Consider the following 23486-nt stretch of genomic DNA (forward strand, 5'->3'; position numbering starts at 1 on the left):
TCCCGCCTTGGTCCGGCACCTGAAACCAAAACGGTTGCGCCGGAAACCAGGTTATGCGCCGCAACGCTAGCGGGAACGGCCTAGCGCGCAAGCCATTTTTCCCCAGACTTGCATCAAAAATGGCCTGTGCGCCGGGCCACCTTGCGGGTTTTCGGCAAGCCGGTAGAAACGGCTGCCCGCTTCAGAGGATGCGCAACGATGTCCACGACCTTCCAGCTCGACACCGCCACCAGCCGCGCGAACCCTACGCCCGCACCGATGAAGCGGCTGACGATCCCGGCGATCCGCCGGCGCAAGAAGGACGGCGTGACCCAGGAACCGGTGGTGATGCTCACCGCCTATACCGCGCGGCAGGCGCAGTTGCTCGACGCCCATTGCGATCTGCTGCTGGTGGGGGATTCGCTGGGTCAGGTGATCTATGGCCTGCCCTCCTCCGTGCCGGTCACGCTCGACATGATGGCGGCGCATGGCGCGGCGGTGGTGCGCGGATCGTACCATGCCGCCGTCGTGGTCGACATGCCGTTCGGCTCCTACGAAGCCTCGCCGCAGCAGGCATTCGAGAGCGCCTCGCGCCTGCTCAAGGAAACAGGCTGCGCAGCGGTCAAGCTCGAAGGCGGCGAGGCGATGGCCGAAACCGTCGCTTTCCTCACCCGGCGCGGCATTCCGGTGATGGGCCACGTCGGCCTCACTCCGCAAGCGGTGAACGTGCTCGGCGGCTACAACGCGCGCGGCCGCAGCGAGGCCGAGGCTGCCAAGATTGTCGGCGATGCGCAGTCGCTGGCCGATGCCGGCGCCTTTGCCATCGTGATCGAGGGGGTAGTGGAGCCCATCGCCATCGCCATCACGCAAGCAGTGCCCTGCCCCACCATCGGCATCGGCGCTTCGGCGCAGTGCGACGGGCAGGTGCTGGTGACGGAGGACATGCTCGGCATGTTCGAGCGTGTGCCGCGTTTCGTGAAGATCTACGAGAACATTGCCGACACGATTTCCGGCGCTGCCGCCACTTATGCTGCCGAAGTGCGCTCTCGTGCGTTCCCCGGTATTGAACAGACCTATCAGCCAAAGTAACGCGCCACGACACGCACGGCACGCCAACAAGGGAATTCCGCTTGCTCCGCTTCTACAAGGGTTCGATCCTTTTTACGCTGGTCTGCCTGGCACTGGCCGTTGCCTACGGCTGGATGCAGACCGGAAATGCCAGTGGCACCATGTCACTGCTCTGGATCGTGTTCGTCCTTTCCATTCTCGAAATCTCGCTGTCGTTCGACAACGCGGTGGTCAATGCGGCCGTGCTCGAGGAAATGGACGAAATCTGGCAGAAGCGCTTCCTGACCTGGGGCATGATCATTGCCGTATTCGGCATGCGCATTGTCTTTCCGCTGGCCATCGTGGCGATTGCAGCGGGGTTGGGGCCGGTAGAGGCGTTGAACCTCTCCTTGAACGATCCCAAGCGCTACGAAGAGATCGTCAGCAGCGCTCATGTCGGCATCGCCGGCTTTGGCGGCGCGTTCCTGGCAATGGTGGGCCTGTCCTTCTTCTTCGACGGCGAAAAGGAAGTTCACTGGATCCGCTGGGTCGAGGAAAAGCTGGCCGTCGTATCCAACGTCAAGGCAGCCGAAATCGCAGTGCTGCTGCTTGGCCTCTACGGCATATCGTTGCTGCTGTCGGATGCTGAAGCGCTGACATTCATTGTCTCGGGCGTGCTTGGTCTGGTCACCTTTATCGCCGTCGAAGCGCTGGGGACGATCCTGGAGATGCGCGACGAGGCACAGAAGGCTGCAGGCGTGGTGGTGCGCTCGGGCCTTGGCGGCTTCCTCTACCTCAACGTGCTTGACGCTTCATTCAGCTTCGACGGCGTGATTGGCGCATTTGCCCTGTCCAACAACATGGTGATCATCGCCCTTGGCCTGTCGATCGGCGCAATGTTCGTCCGTTCGATGACGATCATGCTGGTAAAGAAGGGCACGCTCTCGGAATACCGCTACCTTGAACATGGCGCGTTCTGGGCCATCATCGCGCTTGGCGCGATCATGCTGCTGTCGGCAAAGTTCCACATCCCCGAAACCGTCACAGGCCTGATCGGCGCTGCGCTGATCGGACTGTCGCTTTGGTGGTCGGTCCGCCACAAGCGCAAGTACCCGGACAGCGAGATCGACGCCGCCGTCCGGGCAGACTGAAACCTCAGCTCTCGCCGCGCCCGGCCAGCGATGGCTTGGGCGCGGGCGTGCCAACGAAGCGCGGCGCGGGCGCCGGCATGATCATCCCATCGTCTTCAACGAAGGTTTCACGCGCCGTGTTGTGAGGATGCCTTGGCGCCTCGCGCAGGCTCAGCACCGGCGCAAAGCAGATGTCGGTGCCGTCCATGATCGCGCACCATTCGTCGCGGGTCTTGGTCAGGAACAAGGTGGTCAGCCGCGCCTTCAGGTCCGGCCAGACGCGTGGGTCCATCTGCGGAGCAAAGGCGGGATCATCCTTCAAACCGGTCTTTTCCAGGAGCAGCGCGTAGAACTGCGGCTCGATCGAACCGATCGAAATCCACTTGCCGTCGCTGGTTTCATAGGTGTCATAGAAGTGCGCACCGCCATCCAGAAGGTTGACGCCGCGCTCGTCCTTCCAGCGGCCAAGGCCGAGGAAAGTGTAGGTCATCGCCGAAAGGATTGCCGCACCATCCACCATTGCGCAGTCAACGACCTGGCCCTTTCCGGTCCGCTGCGCCGAGAACACCGCCGCCATCACGCCAAATGCCATGAGCATCCCGCCCCCGCCGAAGTCTCCGACTAGGTTGACCGGGAATTGTGGCTTTCCACCCGCCTGTCCAAAGCTGTGAAGGGCACCGGCCAGTGCAATGTAATTGATGTCATGCCCGGCAAGCGGAGCCATCGGCCCCTCCTGCCCCCACCCGGTCATGCGCCCGTAGACGAGCCTGGGATTGTCGGCGAGCAGTACGTCCGGCCCCAGACCGAGCCGCTCCATCACGCCGGGGCGATAGCCTTCGACAATCGCATCGGCGTCCTTCACCAGTTCGCGGATCCGGGCGATCGCGGCAGGGTCCTTGAGATCGAGCTCGATCCGTTCGCGATTTCGGTTGAGGATATCGCGGTTGCCGCTGTCACCAACCCGGTCGCCTTTGGCCGGTCGGTCGATGCGGATGACGCGCGCACCATGGTCGGCAAGCATCATGCAGGCGAACGGCCCGGGGCCGATCCCTGCGAATTCAAGTACCGTCAGCCCTTCGAGCGCCCCTGCCATGTCCTTCTCCGCATTTAATCGTTCGATTGAATTCCGATTAAGGCGACGGCGCTCCTCTGTCGAGAACAGAGTTCATGACGGATTGCGCAAGGCTCGCTGCTGCAGGAAGCCTTCGATCGCCGCCTGTCCGACAGTGTCGCCCAATGCAGCGCGTCCCGCAGACAGCAGCTTCAATGCCTGAGGACTGCCGGGGTTCTGCCGCAGGTAGCGGGCGAGAACGCCGTTTGCCTCCACGGGCTTCCCCAGTGCGCGCAAGGCGTAGTCTATTCTCTGCAGCGTCGGCAGGTTGAAGCGAATGAGCGCTGCTCGGCCATACTGGTCAAGTGCTCCGACGCGGTCCCCCGCCATGAGCCGGGTGTCGCCCGCCAGCAGCCACGCTTCCGCTGCGCCCGGATTGGCAAGCCGCAGACGGTCCGCCACTACCACGGCCTGACCAGCATTACCGCTCGCGATCAGTCCGCGGATATAGGGCACGGCGTTCGCAGCGAAGTTCGGCGCATCGCCATAGGCCAACGCCAGAACCGGCAATGGCTGGTCGGCAGAAATGACCAGCGCAGAGCGTTGGCCTGCTGCGGTCGATCTTTGCCGAAGTGTCGCGGCGGCGAGCTTGTCCCCAAGTCCCGCCTCGGCATTCGCGGCAAGGGCCAGAAGGTAAGGCGGAGCGAAGTCCTGCCTCGCCCAGGCTGCCGCAATCTCGCTCGCCTGCAGATGAAGCGCCTGGCGTTCCAGAGCCCGTACCAGCAGCATGCGTGCCTGCAGGTTATCGGGCTGCACGCGCAGCAGCCGGTCAAAATGGCCGACGGCAAGGTTGGCGTTCCCGGCGCGATATTCGAGAATGCCATTGAGCAGCATTGCTGCCGGCATATCGCGCAAGGTAGTGCCGGTCTGCAGCAGGATCTTGCGGGCCAGATCGGTCTGCCCCGCCCGCGCCGCCAGCACCGCCTGAAGATAGAGCGCGCGGACATTGCCGGGATCGACCTTGGCCAGCTTGCGACAGACGACCAGCATCGCCCGGTATTGGCCCATGTCGCCCAGCGTCGCGGCATACTCGCCCAGCAGCCCGACGTCGTTTGGCGCAGCACGAAGCCCGGCCTCGAACCAAGGCAGGGCTGCTTGCAGGCCAAACTGTTCGCGTACCAGCAACCCTCGCAATTCGAGCGCGCGCGGATCTTGCGGAGCCAGCTTTACCGCACGCTCTGCAGCCTCGATCGCCTGGGCCTGTTCGCCGCCGCTGAAGCGCAGCCGCGCAATGTCCACCCACAGCGAAGCGTTGTCCGGTGACAGGCGATAGGATTGGTCCAGCGCTTGCCCAGCCGCTGCTAGCCGGCCATCCATAAGCTCGATGCGCCCGCGCAGTTGCCAGCCGTGCGCAGCGCTGTCAGCCCGGAAGTCCCCGCCATAAAGCACCTTGCGCGCCTCGCGTCGGTCACCCTGCAGGAGCAGTGCCTCGCCAAGTTCCGCCCTCACGTCGTCCGCAGACGCGCCCTTCCGCATCGCCGCGCGCAGCGGTGCCTCGGCGGCGATGCCATCGCGCTTTGCTATGGCATCGCGCGCCTTGGCGAGGAGGTCCGCTGGCACGTCGCCGCGCACCGGTCCGCCAAGGACCAGTGCGACCAACGCGGCTGCGGTGAACCTAGTTATGGAGATCGTACTGCTTGAGCAGGTCATATAGCGTGGGCCTGCTTATGCCGAGCAGTCGCGCGGTACTGGATATGTTGCCCTCGCTTCGCGCAAGGGCATGGCGAATGACCTTGCGATCGGTCACTTCGCGCGCGGTCTTGAGGTTAAGGGGCGAAGCTTCCTGCGTCTCGCCCGTCGGCAGATCAAGGTCGGCCGCAGAGACTAGCTTCCCGTCGGCCATGATGACCGCACGCTTCACCCGGTTCTCAAGCTCGCGCACGTTGCCCGGCCAGTTCCATCCGTCGATGGCGGCAAGCGCATCGGGGGCAAAGCCCTTGACCGAAGGATTCATCTCCTTGGCAAAGCGCAGCAGGAACGACTTGGCGAGAAGCGTTGCATCGCCCGGGCGCTCGGCCAGCCCCGGAATGCGCACGACGATTTCGGCAAGGCGATAGAACAGGTCCTCGCGGAAACGGCCGTCGGCAATCATGGCCTCGAGATTCTGGTGCGTTGCGCAGACGATGCGCGTGTCGACTTCGATCGAGCGCCGCCCGCCGATCCGCTCGATGGTCCGCTCCTGCAGGAAGCGCAGCAGCTTCACCTGCAGTTGCAGCGGAATGTCGCCAACCTCGTCGAGGAACAGCGTGCCACCGCTCGCCAGTTCGATCTTGCCCTCGGTCGTCTTGACCGCGCCGGTGAACGCGCCCTTCTCGTGCCCGAACAATTCGCTTTCCAGCAGGTTTTCGGGGATGGCCGCGCAATTGATCGCGACGAAAGCGCCTTGTGCCCGGCTTGAACAATCGTGCAGCCCGCGCGCCAGAAGCTCCTTGCCGGTACCGCTGGCACCCAGCAGCATGACCGAGACATTGGTGTTGGCCACGCGCTCGATCGTGCGCGCCACCTTGATCATCTCGGGCGCAGCCGTGATCATGCGGCCGAGCACCTTGTTGTCTGATGAGGCCCGCGTTGCCAGGACACGGTTTTCCGCTTCGATCTGGGAAAGATGCAGCGCGCGTCGCACGATCAGGCCCAGCGCGTCGATGTCCACCGGCTTCTGGTAGAAATCGTAGGCGCCCTTCTCGATCGCCTTCAGGGCGGATTCCCGCGCCCCGTGTCCGCTGGCGACGATGACCTTGGTCTGGGGACGCAGCGCCATGATCTCGTCAAGCACGGCGAACCCTTCGGTCGTGCCATCCGGATCGGGCGGGAGGCCGAGATCGAGCGTCACCACAGCCGGCTCTTCCGACCGCAGCAGCGTCAGCGCCGTGGCCCGGTCGCCCGCAATCACGACGTCGAAATCCTCATAGGCCCACTTGAGCTGAGCCTGCAGACCCGGATCGTCCTCGACGATCAGCAGCACCGGCCGCTGTCCGGACTTTGCATCACTCATCATGCCACCTTTTTCCCATGGGGGGTGCTTTCCCCCTCAATCGAACTGATCAATCCTTGCGCGGCTGCCAGCGGCAGGCGCACCGTAAAGCGGCTGCCCAGCCCTTCGCGGCTTTCAACCTCAAGCTTGCCGCGCATGGCCCGCACCATTTCGCGCGCCTCGTATGCACCGATGCCGAACCCGCCTTGCTTGGTCGACACGAACGGCCGGAACAGGCGATTGCGGATAAACTCGGCACTCATTCCGCAACCGGTGTCGATCACTTCGATCGTACCGTAGAGGCCATCCACGTTGCATTGCAGGAAAACCGCCATGCCCTCGGCGCTGGCGTCGATCGCGTTCTGCACCAGATGCAGAACCACTTGTTCGAGCACTTCACGGTTGGCAAAGACGCGGCAGGGCGCATCGTGCGTCACGTGGACCTGCAGCTGCCCGGGAGCGTTATAGCGATTGGCCACGGCGCGGATCACGTCGCTCGCATCAATGTCCTCGACGCGCTCTGCAGCATTGCCGCCATAACGCGAAAGCCTCGCCAGCAAAGCGTTGAGCTTGTCGGCGGAATTGCGCAGCGTGATCAGCATGTCCGCCCGGAATGCCGGATTTTCCGCATGCTTCTCCGCATTGCGCGAAAGCAGGCTCAACTGGCTGGCAAGGTTCTTGATGTCGTGCATGACAAACGCCATGCGACGGTTGAATTCCTCGAACCGGCTCGCTTCGAGCAGCGCCGACTGGCCGGCATGCTCGGCAAGGTAGCTTGCCAGCTGCATGCCCACCACGCGCAGCAGGTCGAAATCCTCCCAATCGAGCTTTCGCGCCACTTGCGGACGCCCCAGCACGACCAGACCGACCAGACGATCAAAGTGCAGCAGAGGCACCAGAGCCCAGGCGGAATGCTCTTCCACCAGCCATTTCGGTACCGCGGCATCCTCGCCCTGATGGTTCACGCCGGCGCGCAGTTCGTCGAGATCGACAATGAAGCCGCGCCTCTCGAAAAAGGCGACCCGGTCGATCGACAGCGCTTCGGCTGGAACATCGGCGGTCGGCCATTGCCAGCGAGCAGATAGCACCATCTCGCCGTTCTCGCCCTGGCACAGCAGCAGGCCGGCAGAGCTGTCGGTGATGTCGGCGACCGCCTGGACCACGCGCTCATGCAATGATGGCGCATGCGTGCCGCCGCGGCCGATGGTGCGGGTGAAGCGCAGCCACTCCGAGCGATAGTCGTAGCGGTGCTGGAAGAAGTGCTTGGCGAGCATGACTTTCATCCAGCCACGCAGGCGCCCGGCCGGGAGAATGGCCAGCACCAGCACGCTCGTCACGAACACGAAGCCCAGCTGCGCTAGCTGCCCGGCATCGCCGCCGAGCCACGCCAGCGATTGCGCCGCACCGACCATCACGATCATGTAGGCACCGATCACCAGAAGTGAAAGCGACTGGAAAGCGACGGCGCGTGACGGTGAGAACCGTAGAGCCGACCGCCCTCGCACCGCACCGATGGCAAGCAGCAGGGCAACGCCGATCTGCGCCACGCCGCGCATGGCCTCGAGTTCGACCGGCAAGGCCCGCGCGAGATAGGCGATCGTATAGAGGTTGAGGTCGTACCCCCAGACCGTCGCCATCGCGATGCAGGTCCAGCGCAGCGCAACGCGCTGTTGCGCCATGGCCCCGGCGTAGAGGTTATGCACCAGCACCAGCGCGCCCGTGGCAACCAGCAGCCGGAACAGCATCGAGATCTGGAAGATCATCGCCTGGGCCGCAGCGTTGCCACCATACCGCACGTTCATCATGAGCAGGATGAACTGCAGCGTCTCGACGAAGATCAGCGCCGCCATGACCGGCCTGATCGGTGCAACGCTCGTATGGCGCCCGTCGCGGGTGAACAGCACGAACGCGAGGCTGAGCCAGGCGAAAGTGCGGAAACTTTCGAACACCTGCGCAACCAGTGTCGCGTATCCAGTCCCGGCGACCACGAGTGCCCAGGCACCACTGACGATGAATGCGCCAAGCTCGGCCCGGGCCGGGCCCTCCTGCGCGTTACGCCGACGCTCCCAGCGCCAGCCCGTCAGCATCAGGAAGCAGAACGCGGCAATGAGAAAGGCCCATTGCCCGAAGCCCAACCATGACAGGGGAGTCTGCATGCCGACGCCCCCTTACCGTGCACCCTCGTGCCAGAGCACGACGCGCAGGGTCTGGAGAAGGATCAGCAGGTCCAGGAAAGGGGTGTAGTTCTTGGCGTAGTAAAGGTCGTACTCAAGCTTGTGCCGCGAATCCTCGATCGATGCCCCATAAGGGTAATTGATCTGCGCCCAGCCCGTGATGCCGGGCTTCACCATATGGCGCTCGGCATAATACGGCAGCTTTTCCTCGAGGTCCGAGACGAACTCGGGGCGCTCCGGACGGGGGCCGACGAAGCTCATCTCGCCTTTCAGCACCGACCATGTCTGCGGCAGCTCATCGATCCGCACCTTGCGGATGAAGCGCCCGATCCGGGTCACCCGCGGGTCGTTTTCCTGCGCGAACTGCGCCCCGTTCACCTCGGCATCGGTGCGCATCGAACGCAGTTTGATCACATCGAACGGCTCGCCATACAGGCCGACGCGGCGCTGGCGGAAGAAGGCCGGCCCCTTGCTGTCGATCTTCACCAGCAGGGCGAACAGCACGATCACCGGCAGGGTAAGTACCAGCAACAGCAGGCTCGCGGTAATGTCGAAGATGCGCTTGGCGGCGCTTGACAGGGCACGACCCGATGAAAACCCGTCCGAGAAGATCAGCCAGCTCGGATTGACCGTGTCGAGATCCACACGCCCCGTTTCGCGTTCCATGAACGTCGAGAAGTCGTTGACGTGTACGCCAGTGGTCTTGATCCGCAGCAGATCCTTCAGCGGCAGCGCGTTGCGGCGCTCTTCCAGCGCCAGCACCACTTCGCTCACGCCCAGATTTTCCACATAGCGCGTGAGGTTGTTGATCGCGTCGCGATGGATTGCCTCTTCGACAGCCGGCGCGGCGCTGCTCATGCCGATGTATCCGACAATGGCAAAACCTGCCTCGGGCCGCTCGCCCAGCTTGCGCAGGCGGTCAGCTCGCGCGCCAGCGCCCAGCACCAGCACGCGCCGCCGAAATGCGGATGTCCCAAGAAGACCACCCAGCAGCAGCCGGATGAGCACCAGGAACGCCATGGCAATGAACATCGCGTAGAACAGGTTGGACCGCCACAGCGTGCGCCCCGGCAGCATGAAGTAAACGACGGAAAGGGCTATGATCCCGAGGCTTACCGCCACCATCAGCCGTGCCGTGGCATAACGCATCGAACGCAGCGCGTCGGACCCGTAGACGCCGACCGCGATCATCGCGGTCTGCACCAGCACCGCAAACAGCAGCAAGGGCGTCAACCGCATGGGCACCATGCCCGGATCGATGCCGATCTGGTGCGCGCGCAACTGCCAGCCCAGTTCGCCGGCGCCGATCAGCAGGACAAAGTCCAGCAGGCCCAGCAGCAGAACCGAATGCGGTATGTAATGCTTGAACAGGCGGATCATATGCCCGGCACTCGTCACCCCACGTGGGCACGGAATGGCCCTATGGGGCAATCTTACACCGCAAAGAGTAAAGCGTCGGTTACTCTGACACCGGCAAGCTCATAATCCGGACTTCACATCTATCTGATATAAATAGAAAAAACTCCGCCCACAAAATCGATCTGTCGGCGGAGTTTACATTTTTGGCTTATCGGAGGCGATCTATTTGCCGTCGGCAACGTCCTTTGCGGCGTCTCCGATGTCCTTGGCCGCGCTCCCCACGTTGTCGGCGGCACGCTCGATGGCGTTGTCGCGGCTCGCGCGGCTGTCCGACATCTGCATGAGGAAATAGCCGCCCACGACCAGAGCGATCAAAAGGATAACGGCAATCAGCCAGCCACTGCCACCGCTGCGCGGGCGTTCGTCATACACTGTCGTGTGCGTGTGTGCGGACCCGTCAGGTTCACGCACTTCGACCGTACGTTGCTCGACCATGGTTTCGTCCCTTCTGATGAAACTTTTCCGTCCAACGCGCAGGCAAACATGACGTTCCTTTCATCCACCTGCACCTTCCCGCCAAAGCCTCTGGCTCGCAACGCGTTGCCGTGCCAGAATGCCACCATGCGGCAGAAGGAACTGCGTCTCGCCCTCATCTGCTACGGCGGCATCAGCCTTGCCGTGTACATGCATGGAGTAACCAAAGAGCTCTGGCACGCCACCCGCGCCAGCCGGGCCTTTCACTGCCCGGACGAACCGAGCCCCGGCGGTGTCGAGGCGGTTTACCTGAGATTGTTCGAAGAGATTGCGCTTACCCGTGACCTGCGGCTGCGTCTTCTGCCAGATATCGTCTCCGGGGCCAGTGCCGGCGGAATAAACGGCGTGTTCCTGGCGCAGGCCATTGCCACCGGACAAAGCCTTGAACCGCTCACGGCCATGTGGCTCGAACGCGCCGATATCGACGTGCTGCTCGATCCCGACGCAAAGCCGTGGAGCCGGTTCGCCAAGTTCTGGGCGCAACCTCTCGTCTGGTTCGTGCTGAAGCGGCCGGGCAATGTCGTGAGCAGTACGGTCGCGCCCGAGACACGCTCCGAAGTGCGCCGCAAGGTCTCGCGCCTGATCCGCGCGCGCTGGTTCGCACCGCCGTTCAGCGGAATCGGCTTTTCGCGGATGATTGCCGACGCGCTTGACGCGATGGCAGCCACCCCCATGGGCGATCCGCTTTTACCCGAAGGTCACCCCATGGACCTGCTGGTCACGGCGACCGACTTCAACGGCCATCTTGAAGAACTGCGCCTCAACAGCCCGGAAATTGTCGTCGAAAGCGAGCACCGCCTTTCGATAGGCTTCCGCCGATCGACCAGCAGGCATGGCAACAGGGACCTTGCACCCTGCCCCGAACTGGTCCTTGCGGCGCGATCGACGGCCAGTTTCCCCGGCGCGTTCCCGCCCCTTGTCATCGACGAGATCGATCAGCTTGTTGCCGAGCGCCGCTCCGCCTGGCCGGGGCGCACGCAGTTTCTCCAGCGGATCATGCCCAGCCACTGGAAGCGCGGAGACCTTAACAGCGTGGCGCTCGTCGACGGCGCCGTGCTCGTCAATCGCCCTTTCGCCCAAGCCATCGGCGTCCTTCGTGACAGGCCCGCGCGGCGTGAGGTCGATCGCCGCTTCGTCTACGTCGATCCCAGCCCCGATCACATGCGCATTGCGCCCAAGGGGGACGCACGATCGGCTTCTTTTCAGCCATATTCGGCTCGCTCTCATCGATCCCGCGCGAACAGCCGATCCGCGACAATCTGGAATCGCTCGAACGGCAATCACGGCAGCGGCATCGCCTCCGCACCATCGTCGATGCCCTGCGCCCCGAGATCGAGGAGACCGTCGAAGGTCTGTTCGGGCGAACCCTGTTTTTCGATCACCCCAACCAGCGACGGCTCACCGCCTGGCGCAACAAGGCACAGCAAGCCGCCGCTGAACGCGCTGGCTACGCTTTCCACGGCTATGCCCAGACCAAGCTGGCTGGGATCGTCATCGATCTTGCGGCGCTGATCCACGAAGCGGCGCCTGCCGCCGCCTCGCTGGATAAGGTCGAGGCTGCGTTGTGGGACCATCTCGCCAGTACCGGGCTTGATCGGCTTTCGGCCCTGCGCGGTGGAGCAACCGACAAGGCCATCGTCTTCTTCCGCACCCACGATCTCTCTTTTCGCATCCGCCGCCTCAAGCTGCTGGCCCGCCGGCTGACGCACGATTGGGAGGAAGGTGAAAGCGTCAGCATTGCCGACCGCGAAGCTGCACGTGATGCTGTCTACCGCGCCCAGGCGCTCTATCAGGGTAGAGAGACGTTCGAGGGCCTCGGCCCCGGCTTTGCCGAAACCGCAGCCCTTGCCACGGTCGATCCCGGTGCGGTGCTCAACGCCATCGCCACGCGGCGCGATCTCGTCGGGCTGGACCTGCAGGTCGATTCGATGCTCGTGACGGCGCTTGAGAGGATGGGCAAGCCGCTACGCCGCCGGTTCCTCCACGCCTATCTCGGCTTCCCGTTCTACGATACCGCCACCCTCCCCTGCTGCAGGGCGAAGGCATGGGAGAGTTTGATCCGGTCAAGGTCGATCGCATTTCACCCGATGATGCCACGTCCATCCGCAAGGGCGGCACGTTCGCCTGCCTGCGCGGGGTCGAATTCTTCAACTTCGGCGCGTTCTTCAGCCGCGCCTATCGCGAGAACGACTATCTCTGGGCCGCCTCCACGGCGCCGAACGCATGATCGACCTGATCTGCTCGACGGTAGAGGAAACGCTCCCCGCCGAAGTGATCGCCGCCTTCAAGCGCGACGCCTTCCTGGCGATACTGGAAGAGGAACAGGGCCGACTGGTCGCCGAACCGGGACTGGTCGAGCGGGTGCGCGCCGAAGTCGTCGCAGCCTTCGAATAGAGCCGCGATATGAACCAACTGCACCCCCGCCTGCGCGGGGGTACAGCAAGGTTACTCCGTCAGATCCGTCCAGGCATCCTTGATGCGCTCGAAAAAGCCCTTCGACTGCGGGCACTCCTCGCCGGTCTCGGTAGACTGAAACTCCCGCAGGAGTTCCTTCTGGCGCGAAGAAAGCTTCGTCGGCGTCTCCACGTGGATTTCCACCACCAGATCGCCAATCCCGCGCCCCTGCAGCACGGGCATGCCGCCGCCGCGCTTGCGCAACTGCTTGCCCGACTGGATGCCGGCCGGAATCTCGATGGCGTGGACTTTTCCGTCCAGCCCCGGAATCTCGATCTCGCCACCAAGCGCGGCAGTCGTGAAGCTGATCGGGCAGCGCGTCAGCAGCGTCGTGCCCTCGCGCTCGAACACCTTGTGGCGCTGGATGTGGAGGAACAGGTAAAGGTCGCCCGGAGGCGCTCCGAAGGGACCTGCCTCGCCCTTGCCGGCAAGGCGGATACGCGTGCCGTTGTCGACGCCTGCGGGAATGTTGACCTGAAGCCGCTGCTCGGCGTCGACGCGGCCTTCACCGCGGCAATTCTTGCACGGGCTTTCGATCACTTCGCCGCGGCCATGGCAGTTCGGGCAGGCCCGCTCGACCATGAAGAAGCCCTGCTGCGCCCGCACCTTGCCGTGCCCGCCGCAAAGGTTGCAGCGTCGCGCCGAAGTGCCCGGCGTGGCGCCCGATCCGCTGCAAGGCTCGCACTTCTGCGAAACCTCGACCGCGATCTCGGTCTCCTTGCCGTGGAATGCATCCTCGAGGCTGATTTCCATGTCGTAGCGCAAGTCCGCGCCACGCCGCGCCTGCTGACGGCCACCGCCACCGAACGCGCCGCCGAAGATCGTCTCGAAGATATCGCCGATATCGCCGAAGTCTCCGCCACCGAAACCACCTTGGCCACCGCCGCCGCCCTGCTGGAACGCGGCATGGCCATAGCGGTCATAGGCCGCCCGCTTCTGCGGGTCGGACAGGCAGGCATAAGCCTCGTTGATCTGCTTGAACTTGGCCTCGCTTTCGGCACAGCCCGGATTCTTGTCCGGATGGAACTTCATGGCGAGTTTGCGGTATGCAGACTTGAGGACCTTCTCGTCCGCAGTCCGCTCAACCTCGAGCAGTTCGTAGAAATCGATTTCCGCCGACATTGCGCTTCCCTAACGCGAAGACCCGCCGCCAGCGCATTCACGCAAGCGGCGGGCCGGTTTCATCGCAACATCACTTGTTGTCGTCGACTTCCGAGAACTCGGCGTCGACCACGTCGTCATCGGCTTTCGGAGCCTCGGCACCCGGAGACGCCGCAGCAGCCTGCTCCTTCTCGTAGATCGCCTGGCCCATCTTCATGGCCTTGTCGGTCAGCGCCTGCGTCTTCGCGGTCATCTCGTCCGCGTTGCCGCTTTCGACAGCCGTCTTGGCCTCGGCGATGGCAGCCTCGATCTCTGCCTTCAGCGAGGCGTCGATCTTGTCGCCGTTCTCTTCAAGCTGGCGCTCGGTCGCGTGGATGAGGCTTTCGGCGTTGTTCTTGGCTTCCGCCTCGGCTCGACGCTTCTTGTCCTCTTCGGCGAACTTCTCGGCATCACGGACCATCTGGTCGATGTCCGCATCCGACAGACCACCAGACGCCTGAATGCGGATCTGCTGTTCCTTGCCGGTGCCCTTGTCCTTCGCGCTCACGTTCACGATGCCGTTGGCGTCGATGTCGAACGTCACCTCGATCTGCGGCACGCCGCGCCGTGCGGGCGGAATGCCGACGAGGTCAAACTGGCCGAGGAGCTTGTTGTCCTGCGCCATTTCACGCTCGCCCTGGAAGACCCGGATCGTCACCGCCTGCTGATTGTCCTCGGCAGTCGAATAGACCTGGCTCTTCTTGGTCGGGATCGTGGTGTTGCGGTCGATCATCTTGGTCATGATGCCGCCCAGCGTCTCGATGCCCAGCGAAAGCGGGGTCACGTCGAGCAGCAGCACGTCCTTGACGTCGCCCTGCAGCACGCCGGCCTGGATCGCCGCGCCCATGGCGACAACTTCGTCCGGATTCACGCCGGTGTGCGGGTCCTTGCCGAAGAAGTCCTTCACCACTTCGCGGACCTTGGGCATGCGGGTCATGCCGCCGACGAGCACCACGTCATCGATGTCCTTGGCCGAAAGACCGGCATCAGCCAGAGCCTTCTTGCAAGGGTCGAGCGTGCGCTGGATCAGGCCGGCAACCAGCTTTTCCAGATCGGCGCGGGTGATCGTCTCCACCAGATGGAGCGGGGTGGTGCTGCCACCTTCCATGCGGGCGGTGATGAACGGCAGGTTGATCTCGGTCGTCTGGGCAGACGACAGCTCGATCTTGGCCTTTTCCGCGGCTTCCTTGAGGCGCTGCAGGGCGAGTTTGTCGCCGCGCAGGTCCATGTTCTCCTTCGACTTGAACTTGTCGGCCAGGAATTCCACCAGCGCCGTATCAAAGTCCTCGCCGCCAAGGAACGTGTCGCCGTTGGTCGACTTCACCTCGAACACGCCATCGCCGATCTCGAGGATCGAGATGTCGAAGGTGCCGCCGCCAAGGTCATAGACCGCGATCGTCTTGCCGTCCTGCTTGTCGAGCCCATAGGCCAGCGCCGCCGCAGTCGGCTCGTTAATAATGCGCAGCACTTCAAGGCCCGCGATCTGCCCGGCATCCTTGGTCGCCTGGCGCTGCGCGTCGTTGAAGTAAGCGGGGACGGTGATCACTGCCTGCGTCACGGTCTCGCCAAGATAGGCCTCGGCGGTTTCCTTCATCTTCTGCAGCGTGAAGGCCGAGATCTGCGACGGGCTGTAGTCCTGGCCACCGGCCGCAACCCAGGCATCGCCGTTCTTGCCCTTGGTGATGGTGTAGGGGACGAGTTCCGTGTCCTTCTGGGTCAGCGGATCGTCAAAGCGGCGGCCGATCAGGCGCTTGACCGCGAAAATCGTGTTGTCCGGGTTGGTGACAGCCTGGCGCTTGGCCGGCTGGCCGATCAGGCGCTCACCATCCTTGGTGAAAGCGACGATCGACGGCGTGGTGCGCGCACCTTCCGAGTTTTCAATGACCTTGGGCGTGCCCCCGTCCATTACAGCAACGCAGCTGTTGGTCGTGCCAAGGTCGATGCCGATAACTTTAGCCATGAGTTCCCCAGTTCCTTCCATTCAAGACACCGCGTGGGAAAGCGATCCCCCTGCCGGGCAGACCGCCATGTGCGGCTCGATTGTCCGCGATATAGGTGCGCTTCTTCTTGGCACAAGGCCCCCGCGCGCTTACCTCGGGACACATATTGGCAACAGGAGTCGCCCTTCATGCGCAAGCTTGCAATCATTGGACTTTCCGCCCTCGCCCTGTCGCTTGGCGCCTGCGGCCAGAAGGTGGAAGATCCGGCGGCTCAGGCCAGCAGCAGCGCCGCAGCCGGGCCGGAAAACGCCCCCGGCGTCACCGTGACCGACGCGATGGTCCGCCTGCCCGCAGTGCCGGGTACACCGGGCGCGGCCTACTTCACCGTTTCGCAGGGCAGCGGCGCCCCGCGCAAGATCGTCTCGGTTTATGTCGAAGGCGCCCAGCGCGCCGAAATGCACGAAACCGTTACGAAAAATGACATTTCCTCGATGCAGCAGGTCAAGGACGTGGCAATCGAAGCGGGCAAGAGCGCCGCGTTCAAACCGGGCGGCCTGCACGTGATGCTGTTCGACGTGTCAGACACGCTCAAGGTTGGCACCACCACGGAACTCACCATCACGCTCGACAATGGCGACAAGGTCAGCGTGCCCGCCAAGGTCGAAGCGCTTGGCGGAGCGAACGGCGATGACGCGATGGAAGGCATGGATCATTCCGGCCATGACATGAGCGGTCATGACATGAGCAAGATGTGAGAAGTGAAAGCGCTCCCTGCCCGCCCGGTGGGGAGCGCGCGCTGACGGCGGGCGAATGCGCCCTCGTCGCCGAAGTTTTTGGTGCGGCCATAGACACAGCACCGGTACGCATCCGCCGCCGCCGCTGGTTTCCATTCCAGCCGACAGGCACGGTCATGGCGCCGATGGGCCACCTCCACTTCGCTGCCGCCAGCCCGCATTACGAACACGATTTCGCCCAGGCTTCGCTTCCCGCGCAAAGCCTGTTCATTCACGAGATGGTTCATGTCTGGCAAGCGCAGACACGTGGCCGCTGGTGGCTGCCGCTGATGCGTCACCCGTTCTGTCGCTACAGCTACACCTACGATCCCGGCCGCCCGTTTGAGCGCTACGGTATCGAACAGCAGGCCGAGCTTGTCCGCCACTGGTTCATGGCAAAACGGGGCGCACCGTCACCGGCCGCCCCGTCTCTTGAAGCACTTGAAGCGCTGGTTCCGTTCAGTCCGCCCGCTCAGCAGCGGACTTCGTATTCGCGACCGTAGCGGTCGACCTGATAGCAGCGGTTGTCACGCTTCCTGATCTGCGAACCGCCCACCGCGCCAACTGCACCGCCGATGGCAGCACCCTGCACGACGTCGCCGCCGGTCGCCGCGCCAATGCCCGCACCAACTGCGGCACCAACGGCAGCGCCCTCGCCCGCATAGTTGCGTGCGCAGCCGCCCAGCGTGACGGCCGAACCCATGATAAGCGATGCAATGATGATCTTGCGCATAATCTATCTCCGTTTCCCGGAGACGACGCGCCGGTTATCTTCGCGTTCCACGCCTTGCGATGAAGCGTTGGATCCAGCGTTTCTCCTGCCGAAATCTTCAAAGCCTGTTGAGGACAGTCAAGAGGACAGCAGGCAGAATGGCCTGCAGCAGGAGACCTGACCGCCATGCCCCATGCCGTAGATCATCGCGACATCCTCGCCCGCTTCGCCGCCACGCGCGGCGGTGATGGCAATATCTTCCACGATATCGATCCCACCCGGCTCGCCCATATCGTGGTCGACATGCAGAACGGTTTCATGGAGAAAGGCGCGCCGGTGGAAGTGCCGATGGCCCGTACCATCGTCGACAACATCAACCGCATCAGCACCGCAGTTCGTACCAGCGGCGGCCACAACGTGTTCCTGCGCTACACCACCCCGCCCGATGGCGGCCCAAGCTGGTCAAACTTCATGGTTCGCATGGGCGCCAGTGCGCAAGGCCACCAAGAGGCGTTCACGCCCGGCAACCACGGCTGGCAGCTCTGGCCGACACTCGACGTGAGCGAGGCAGACACCGTAATCGACAAGCACCGCTTCAGCGGCTTCACCCCCGGCACCTGCACGCTCAATGAAGCCCTGAAGGCAAAGGGCATCGACATCGTGCTGATCACCGGCACGCTCACCAACTGCTGCTGCGAAAGCACCGCCCGCGACGCGATGCAGCACAACTACCGCGTGATCATGATCGCAGATGCCAACGCCGCCCTGTCAGACGAGGAACACGCCGCCACCCTGCACAACATGGCGTTCGTGTTTGCCGATCTTTACTCGACTGATGAGGTCGTCGATTTGCTGGAGGCGTAGCACCAGTCCACACGCGAATGGCCCCGGCCTTCGCCGGGGTGACAATCATTTGCCCGATAGGTCTTCGTCGCCCCGGCGAAGGCCGGGGCCCATGAACTATCGCCGTCGCATCGTTACCCGCGAAAGCGCCGAACCGTCAAAATCAGTCCGGCTTCTTCGCCACCGCCACCATCGCCGGACGCAGCAGACGGTCCTTGATCATGTAGCCGGCCTGCAACTCCGAAATCACTGTGCCCGGCTCGGCATCGGCCGAGGGCATCTCGATCATCGCCTGGTGCTGATGCGGGTCGAGCGGCAGGCCCATCGCCGCGATGCGGGTGATGCCGTGGCTGCCGAAGACCTTCTCGATCTCGCGCCCCGTGGCTTCGAGGCCGGCGACGAGGTTCTTGAACTTGTCGTCCTCGCGCAGGTCCGCCGGGATCGATTCCAGAGCGCGCGCAAGGTTGTCGGCTACCGAGAGGATATCGCGGGCAAAGCCGGTCGCGGCATAGGCGCGGGCATCGGCCACGTCCTTCTCCATGCGGCGGCGGACGTTCTGCGTCTCTGCCTTGGCATAGAGCACGTCCTGCTTGGCCGCCTCAAGCTCCTCGCGCAGCTTGGCTGCTTCATCGCTGGCGGAAGTCTGGTCGATCATGTCCTCGGGCACACCCTTCAGTTCCGCCTCGACTTCAGCGTCAGTGGGGCGCGTCTCGTTATCGCTCATTTTCTCGAAAATCCGTCTTGTCCGATGAATCTGCCCAGCGTCTGGGCGGTGAAATCAACCATGGGGACGACACGCGCATAATTCAACCGCGTTGGCCCGATCACACCGACCACGCCGACCACCCGCCCCTCGCTGTCGCGCCATGGCGAGGCTATCACCGAAGAGCCCGAAAGCGAGAACAGCCGGTTCTCGCTGCCAATGAAGATGCGCGTCGCCTGCGCCTCGCGCGCGGCATCGAGCACCCGCGCAATCGCCTCGGCGCTCTCCAGCTCGTCGAGTAACTGACGCACGCGTTCGATATCGCTGAGTGCTGCCTCGTCGAGCAGGTTCGCCTGCCCGCGCACGACCATGACCGGCCGCGCCGCCGCATCTTGCGTCCACACCACCAGCCCGCGCTGCACCAGATCGGCACTTGCGGCATCGAGCGCGGAACGCCCGCCCGCAATCTCCGCCCGCACCACGCCAGACGCCTCGCCCAAAGTGCGCCCCTGCAAGCGGCTCGTCAGGTAATTGCCCGCCTGCTCCAGCACCGAGGCGCCAACCGGCTCGGGCAGATCGATCACCCGGTTCTCGATCCCGCCATCCTCGCTGACCAGCACGGCCAGCGCGCGCACCGGCGATAAGGGCACGAATGAAATCTGCACCAGTCGCGGCTCGCGCTTGGGCACCATTACCACCGCAGCCCCCGCCGAAAGCTCCGACAATGCCGAACTCGCCGCCGCCAGCGCATTCTCGATTGTCCCGCCATGGGCCAGCCCGCGCTCGATCTGCGCGCGCTCGGCCACAGTCGGCTCGGCCACCTGCATGATCCCGTCGACGAATAGCCGCAGCCCCACCTCGGTCGGCATCCGTCCCGCGCTGGTATGCGGTGCGGCGAGCAATCCGGCGTCCTGCAGCTCCTGCAGCACCGACCGGATCGAAGCGGGCGACAGATTGACGCCACCAGGCCCGGCAAGCGCCTTCGACCCCATCGGCTGCCCGCTGGCGATGTAGCCTTCCACCACGAGACGAAAAATCTCGCGTGCGCGGTCGGTCAGATCGGAGAGCGTTGGGCCGTGCATGGTGACAATCTAATCCACGCTCTTGCAGGCTCAAGCCCGATGCGCCAGAGGCTGACCAAACTTTTGAGGGAAAATCCATGCGACCTTCCGGCCGTGCGCCCGATGAAATGCGCCCCATCGTCATTGAAACCGCCTTCACCAAGCATGCCGAAGGTTCGGTGCTGATCTGTTTCGGCGATACCAAGGTGCTCGTCACCGCCTCAGTGGAAGAGCGCGTGCCGCCGTTCCTGCGCGGCAAGGGCGAAGGCTGGGTCACGGCGGAATATTCGATGCTCCCCCGCGCCACCCACACGCGCGGCAGCCGCGAAGCGGCCAAGGGCAAGCAGTCAGGCCGCACCCAGGAAATCCAGCGCCTGATCGGCCGCAGCTTGCGCGCCGTCACCGATCTCAAGAAGCTCGGCGAGCGCCAGATCACTCTGGACTGCGACGTTATCCAGGCCGATGGCGGCACCCGCACCGCCTCGATCTCGGGCGCATGGGTCGCCCTGCGCCTCGCCGTGCAGAAGCTTATGGACAGCGGCGCGATCAAGGAAGACCCGCTGACCGAAAAGGTCGCCGCGATCTCCTGCGGCATCGTGAACGGCCAGCCGGTGCTCGACCTTGACTACATCGAGGATTCCTCGGCCGACGCGGACGCGAACTTCGTCCTGATCGAAGGCGGCAAGATCGCCGAGGCACAGGCCACCGCCGAAGGCGCGACCTACGACGAGGAAGGCCTCCTGCGTCTTCTCCGCCTCGCCCGCATCGGCTGCAACGAAATCTTCGCGGCGCAGGAAAAGGCGGTTCGCGGCTGATGACTTCGCCCCGTCTCGGCACCGGCAAGCTGGTCATCGCCACGCACAACGCCGGAAAGCTCAAGGAAATTCAGGCCCTTCTCGCTCCTTACGGGATCGAGTGCCTGTCCGCCGGCGCGCTCGGCCTGCCGGAGCCTGCCGAGACGGGGACGACCTTCATCGAGAACGCGCTGATCAAGGCGCGGGCGGCGGCGGAGGCTTCGCAGATCCCCGCCCTTGCGGACGACTCCGGCTTGTGCGTCGATGCTCTTGGCGGTGCGCCGGGGGTCTATACGGCGGACTGGGCCGAGGCGGACAGGTTCGAGGGCGGACCCGGTCGCGACTGGTACATGGCGATGGGCAAGGTTGAGGGAAAGCTTGCCGGAGTCGAGGCCGAGTTCGCAAGAGTTGCGGTAGAGTCCGGGGAGAGTCCGCGAGAGTTGGATCGGAGTTGCCACTTCGCCTGCGTGCTCGCCATCGCCTGGCCCGATGGCTCCCACGCCGTCTACGAAGGCCGCGCACACGGCACTTTGACGTGGCCTCCGCGCGGCACGCTGGGCTTCGGATATGACCCGGTGTTCGTGCCGGTGGGCGATACCCGCACCTTCGCCGAACTGGACCCGGAAGAGAAGCACGCCATCAGCCACCGCGCCGATGCATTTGCCAAGCTGGTGGCGGATCAGTTTTCCGCCTAAGGCAGGCGCATGGCGCTAGCCCTCTACATCCACTGGCCTTTCTGCCTCGCAAAGTGCCCCTACTGCGACTTCAACAGCCACGTGCGCGAGCGGACGGACATGTCTGCATGGGAAGCCGCGCTGCTGGCCGACATGCGCCATGAAGCGCAGTTGACCTCGGGCCGGAAGCTGACCTCGATCTTCTTCGGCGGGGGCACGCCCTCGCTGATGCCGCCGGCGCTGGTCGAAGCGCTGCTGCGCGAGGCCGAAGCACTGTGGGGCTTTGCGCCCGAAATCGAGATCACGCTGGAGGCCAACCCGAGTTCGGTCGAGGCGGCAAATTTTGCTGCGCTCGCAAGCGCCGGGATCAACCGTGTTTCGCTCGGCCTGCAGGCGCTCGACGACAAGACCCTTAAGTTCCTCGGCAGGCTGCATGGAGTCACGGAGAGCCTTGCTGCACTGGACCTTGCGCAGTCGCATTTCAGCCGCGTCAGTTTCGACCTGATCTATGCGCGGCCGGAACAGACGCCAGAGCAATGGGAGGCTGAACTTCGACGCGCGCTGGGCTTCGGCACCGGACACCTCAGCCTCTACCAGTTGACCATCGAGCCCGGCACCCGCTTCGCCACGCTGGTGCGCGAAGGGAAATTGACTCCGCTCGACGACGATCAGGCCGCAGACCTGTTCATCCTCACCCGTGACATCACGGCAGCCGCCGGTCTTCCCGCCTACGAGACCAGCAACCACGCTCGCCCGGGCGAGGAAAGCCGCCACAACCTCACTTACTGGCGCTATCAAGACTATGTCGGCATCGGCCCCGGCGCGCATGGCCGCAGGCTCGGCGCTGCGACGGTGCGGCACAAGAAGCCCGAGAACTTCCTCCGCGCGGTAAGCGGGCATGGCCATGGCATTGCCGAGGAACGCCAGTTGATCCCCTCTGATCAGGCGATGGAAGCGGTGCTTATGGGCCTGCGCCTGACAGAGGGCATTGCCCCGGCCGCCCTCGCTGGTCGGTTCGGCTTGGCTGCAACCGACCTGATCGACCCTGCCAAGCGCGACTTCTACCTGCGGATCGGCCATCTCGCGCAGGATGGCGACCGTCTGCGCGTGACCGAACAGGGGGCGCCACTGCTCGAAGCGCTGCTGGCAGAGCTGGTGCCCGCCACGCTGCTAAGCGCATGATCACGGCCGAGTTTCTTGAGGCGTGGCACAACCACCTGGCCTTGGGCCGGCGGCGTTCACCCCATACCGTGCGCGCCTATGGCGCAACCGTCGCACGCCTGCTCCATGCCCTGCCGGAAGGCCAAAGCTGGACCACGCTCGCCCGCATCGACGCCACGACCTTGCGCAACCATCTGGCGGAGCGCCGTGCCGATGGCCTCGGCAATGTCTCGGCGGCGCGCGAGCTCTCGGCGCTCAAGTCCTTCATCGCCTTTGCCCGCGAGCAGGCTGGCGAGGCTGACACCAGCCGCCCACGATTGCGCGGTCCGCGCGTCAAGAAGGGCTTGCCGCGCCCAGTAACGCCGGATGAAGCCGTCAATCTTGCCGAAATGGTTGCCGACGACGCCAGCGTACCGTGGATCGCCGCGCGCGACCGCGCCGTCCTGCTCCTGCTCTATGGTGCGGGAATGCGCATAGCCGAAGCGCTGGCGCTGCCCGCGTCGGCCTTGCCGCTGGGCGAAGCTGTCGTGATCACCGGCAAGGGTGGCCGCCAGCGGGTCGTACCGCTGCTCCCGATCGTGCGCGAGGGTGTTGCGGACTACGTGGCGCAATGCCCTTGGCCGCTTGCCAAGGATGAACCGCTGTTTCGCGGCGCCAAGGGCGGACCGCTGGCGCAAGGCATGGTGCAACGTGCGGTAGCGAGGGCGCGCACCGCGCTCGGCTTGCCCGCCACGGCGACGCCGCATGCCCTGCGCCACTCCTTCGCCACGCACCTGCTGAGCGCCGGGGCAGACTTGCGCTCATTGCAGGAACTGCTCGGCCACGCGAGCCTGTCGTCAACGCAGATCTACACCCGCGTCGATGCAGCAACGCTGCTGGACGTTTACAGGAATGCCCATCCGAGGGCGTGAACGACGACGTCTTGC

20 protein-coding genes and 1 pseudogene are annotated in these 23486 nt (G+C 64.2%); 10 read left to right on the top strand and 11 right to left on the bottom strand.

The window, feature by feature from the left end; genetic code table 11:
• The first annotated feature begins 198 nt into the window (after nt 1–198).
• Both panB and C7W88_RS13560 read left to right on the top strand, forming a co-directional pair.
• Entirely contained in the window at nt 199–1068 is an 870-nt protein-coding gene (gene panB, locus C7W88_RS13555) for a 3-methyl-2-oxobutanoate hydroxymethyltransferase (protein WP_118073935.1), read from the top strand.
• Between the two features lie 41 nt (nt 1069–1109).
• Nucleotides 1110–2177 (top strand): DUF475 domain-containing protein, encoded by a 1068-nt coding sequence (locus tag C7W88_RS13560; protein ID WP_118073936.1) that lies wholly within the window; start codon nt 1110–1112, stop codon nt 2175–2177.
• Nucleotides 2178–2181: 4 nt separating this feature from the next.
• Here C7W88_RS13560 and C7W88_RS13565 read toward each other — a convergent pair whose 3' ends face one another.
• The 6 genes from C7W88_RS13565 to C7W88_RS13590 all read right to left on the bottom strand — a co-directional run bounded on the left by C7W88_RS13565 (nt 2182) and on the right by C7W88_RS13590 (nt 10266).
• Nucleotides 2182–3249, bottom strand: coding sequence for a CaiB/BaiF CoA-transferase family protein (locus C7W88_RS13565; protein ID WP_118073937.1), 1068 nt, complete (start codon nt 3247–3249; stop codon nt 2182–2184).
• A gap of 72 nt (nt 3250–3321) precedes the next feature.
• A complete protein-coding gene (locus C7W88_RS13570; RefSeq protein ID WP_205525187.1) occupies nt 3322–4827 on the bottom strand; it encodes a tetratricopeptide repeat protein in 1506 nt (501 codons plus the stop codon).
• 55 nt (nt 4828–4882) lie between these two features.
• A complete protein-coding gene (prsR, locus tag C7W88_RS13575) occupies nt 4883–6259 on the bottom strand; it encodes a PEP-CTERM-box response regulator transcription factor (protein ID WP_118074775.1) in 1377 nt (458 codons plus the stop codon).
• Nucleotides 6259–8394, bottom strand: coding sequence for an XrtA/PEP-CTERM system histidine kinase PrsK (gene prsK / locus C7W88_RS13580; protein WP_118073939.1), 2136 nt, complete (start codon nt 8392–8394; stop codon nt 6259–6261). The genes prsR and prsK overlap by 1 nt, the downstream gene beginning before the upstream one ends.
• A 12-nt stretch (nt 8395–8406) precedes the next feature.
• A complete protein-coding gene (locus C7W88_RS13585) occupies nt 8407–9792 on the bottom strand; it encodes a TIGR03013 family XrtA/PEP-CTERM system glycosyltransferase (RefSeq protein WP_118073940.1) in 1386 nt (461 codons plus the stop codon).
• Nucleotides 9793–9993: 201 nt separating this feature from the next.
• Entirely contained in the window at nt 9994–10266 is a 273-nt protein-coding gene (locus tag C7W88_RS13590; RefSeq protein ID WP_118073941.1) for a hypothetical protein, read from the bottom strand.
• 126 nt (nt 10267–10392) lie between these two features.
• Here C7W88_RS13590 and C7W88_RS13595 point away from each other — a divergent pair.
• A pseudogene (locus C7W88_RS13595) lies at nt 10393–12699 on the top strand (patatin-like protein).
• A gap of 51 nt (nt 12700–12750) precedes the next feature.
• Here C7W88_RS13595 and dnaJ read toward each other — a convergent pair.
• A complete protein-coding gene (dnaJ, locus tag C7W88_RS13600; protein ID WP_118073942.1) occupies nt 12751–13881 on the bottom strand; it encodes a molecular chaperone DnaJ in 1131 nt (376 codons plus the stop codon).
• Nucleotides 13882–13951: 70 nt separating this feature from the next.
• Nucleotides 13952–15859 carry a molecular chaperone DnaK gene (dnaK, locus tag C7W88_RS13605; protein WP_118074776.1) on the bottom strand — a complete coding sequence of 636 codons (1908 nt, stop codon included), beginning with the start codon at nt 15857–15859 and terminating at the stop codon, nt 13952–13954.
• A gap of 168 nt (nt 15860–16027) precedes the next feature.
• Here dnaK and C7W88_RS13610 point away from each other — a divergent pair, with 168 nt between their 5' ends.
• Nucleotides 16028–16594 (top strand): copper chaperone PCu(A)C, encoded by a 567-nt coding sequence (locus tag C7W88_RS13610; RefSeq protein WP_118073943.1) that lies wholly within the window; start codon nt 16028–16030, stop codon nt 16592–16594.
• Complete coding sequence (locus C7W88_RS13615) at nt 16591–17115, top strand: vgr related protein (protein WP_118073944.1); 525 nt, start codon at nt 16591–16593, stop codon at nt 17113–17115. The genes C7W88_RS13610 and C7W88_RS13615 overlap by 4 nt, the downstream gene beginning before the upstream one ends.
• Here the strand turns inward: C7W88_RS13615 and C7W88_RS13620 are convergent.
• Nucleotides 17085–17345: a YMGG-like glycine zipper-containing protein gene (locus tag C7W88_RS13620; protein WP_039331092.1), complete on the bottom strand. Its 261-nt coding sequence runs from the start codon at nt 17343–17345 to the stop codon at nt 17085–17087. The genes C7W88_RS13615 and C7W88_RS13620 overlap by 31 nt on opposite strands.
• Before the next feature lie 165 nt (nt 17346–17510).
• On the opposite strand from C7W88_RS13620, the gene C7W88_RS13625 reads away from it, so the two are divergent.
• Nucleotides 17511–18188 carry a cysteine hydrolase family protein gene (locus tag C7W88_RS13625; protein ID WP_118073945.1) on the top strand — a complete coding sequence of 226 codons (678 nt, stop codon included), beginning with the start codon at nt 17511–17513 and terminating at the stop codon, nt 18186–18188.
• Nucleotides 18189–18330: 142 nt separating this feature from the next.
• On the opposite strand, the gene grpE is transcribed toward C7W88_RS13625, so the two are convergent.
• Both grpE and hrcA read right to left on the bottom strand, forming a co-directional pair.
• A complete protein-coding gene (gene grpE, locus C7W88_RS13630; RefSeq protein ID WP_118073946.1) occupies nt 18331–18891 on the bottom strand; it encodes a nucleotide exchange factor GrpE in 561 nt (186 codons plus the stop codon).
• A complete protein-coding gene (gene hrcA / locus C7W88_RS13635) occupies nt 18888–19952 on the bottom strand; it encodes a heat-inducible transcriptional repressor HrcA (RefSeq protein WP_118073947.1) in 1065 nt (354 codons plus the stop codon). Before hrcA ends, grpE begins: the two co-directional genes overlap by 4 nt.
• Nucleotides 19953–20029: 77 nt before the next feature.
• On the opposite strand from hrcA, the gene rph reads away from it, so the two are divergent.
• The 4 genes from rph to C7W88_RS13655 are packed head-to-tail and all read left to right on the top strand — an operon-like array spanning nt 20030 to nt 23471.
• Nucleotides 20030–20746, top strand: coding sequence for a ribonuclease PH (gene rph, locus C7W88_RS13640; protein WP_084276843.1), 717 nt, complete (start codon nt 20030–20032; stop codon nt 20744–20746).
• Nucleotides 20746–21420, top strand: coding sequence for an RdgB/HAM1 family non-canonical purine NTP pyrophosphatase (gene rdgB, locus C7W88_RS13645; protein ID WP_118073948.1), 675 nt, complete (start codon nt 20746–20748; stop codon nt 21418–21420). Before rph ends, rdgB begins: the two co-directional genes overlap by 1 nt.
• Nucleotides 21421–21429: 9 nt before the next feature.
• Complete coding sequence (gene hemW, locus C7W88_RS13650) at nt 21430–22581, top strand: radical SAM family heme chaperone HemW (protein WP_118073949.1); 1152 nt, start codon at nt 21430–21432, stop codon at nt 22579–22581.
• Nucleotides 22578–23471 (top strand): tyrosine recombinase XerC, encoded by an 894-nt coding sequence (locus C7W88_RS13655; protein ID WP_118073950.1) that lies wholly within the window; start codon nt 22578–22580, stop codon nt 23469–23471. The genes hemW and C7W88_RS13655 overlap by 4 nt, the downstream gene beginning before the upstream one ends.
• Nucleotides 23472–23486 lie beyond the last annotated feature (15 nt).

The sequence above is a fragment of the Novosphingobium sp. THN1 genome, from assembly GCF_003454795.1.
Classification (GTDB): Bacteria; Pseudomonadota; Alphaproteobacteria; order Sphingomonadales; family Sphingomonadaceae; genus Novosphingobium.

Excerpts from the sequence above, each read along its gene's own strand:
- panB (WP_118073935.1), top strand. The coding sequence starts at position 199 with ATGTCCACGACCTTCCAGCTCGACACCGCCACCAGCCGCGCGAACCCT.
- C7W88_RS13565 (WP_118073937.1), bottom strand. The coding sequence starts at position 3,249 with ATGGCAGGGGCGCTCGAAGGGCTGACGGTACTTGAATTCGCAGGGATC.
- prsR (WP_118074775.1), bottom strand. The coding sequence starts at position 6,259 with ATGAGTGATGCAAAGTCCGGACAGCGGCCGGTGCTGCTGATCGTCGAG.
- prsK (WP_118073939.1), bottom strand. The coding sequence starts at position 8,394 with ATGCAGACTCCCCTGTCATGGTTGGGCTTCGGGCAATGGGCCTTTCTC.
- C7W88_RS13585 (WP_118073940.1), bottom strand. The coding sequence starts at position 9,792 with ATGATCCGCCTGTTCAAGCATTACATACCGCATTCGGTTCTGCTGCTG.
- C7W88_RS13590 (WP_118073941.1), bottom strand. The coding sequence starts at position 10,266 with ATGGTCGAGCAACGTACGGTCGAAGTGCGTGAACCTGACGGGTCCGCA.
- dnaJ (WP_118073942.1), bottom strand. The coding sequence starts at position 13,881 with ATGTCGGCGGAAATCGATTTCTACGAACTGCTCGAGGTTGAGCGGACT.
- dnaK (WP_118074776.1), bottom strand. The coding sequence starts at position 15,859 with ATGGCTAAAGTTATCGGCATCGACCTTGGCACGACCAACAGCTGCGTT.
- C7W88_RS13610 (WP_118073943.1), top strand. The coding sequence starts at position 16,028 with ATGCGCAAGCTTGCAATCATTGGACTTTCCGCCCTCGCCCTGTCGCTT.
- C7W88_RS13620 (WP_039331092.1), bottom strand. The coding sequence starts at position 17,345 with ATGCGCAAGATCATCATTGCATCGCTTATCATGGGTTCGGCCGTCACG.
- C7W88_RS13625 (WP_118073945.1), top strand. The coding sequence starts at position 17,511 with ATGCCCCATGCCGTAGATCATCGCGACATCCTCGCCCGCTTCGCCGCC.
- grpE (WP_118073946.1), bottom strand. The coding sequence starts at position 18,891 with ATGAGCGATAACGAGACGCGCCCCACTGACGCTGAAGTCGAGGCGGAA.
- hrcA (WP_118073947.1), bottom strand. The coding sequence starts at position 19,952 with ATGCACGGCCCAACGCTCTCCGATCTGACCGACCGCGCACGCGAGATT.
- rph (WP_084276843.1), top strand. The coding sequence starts at position 20,030 with ATGCGACCTTCCGGCCGTGCGCCCGATGAAATGCGCCCCATCGTCATT.
- rdgB (WP_118073948.1), top strand. The coding sequence starts at position 20,746 with ATGACTTCGCCCCGTCTCGGCACCGGCAAGCTGGTCATCGCCACGCAC.
- hemW (WP_118073949.1), top strand. The coding sequence starts at position 21,430 with ATGGCGCTAGCCCTCTACATCCACTGGCCTTTCTGCCTCGCAAAGTGC.
- C7W88_RS13655 (WP_118073950.1), top strand. The coding sequence starts at position 22,578 with ATGATCACGGCCGAGTTTCTTGAGGCGTGGCACAACCACCTGGCCTTG.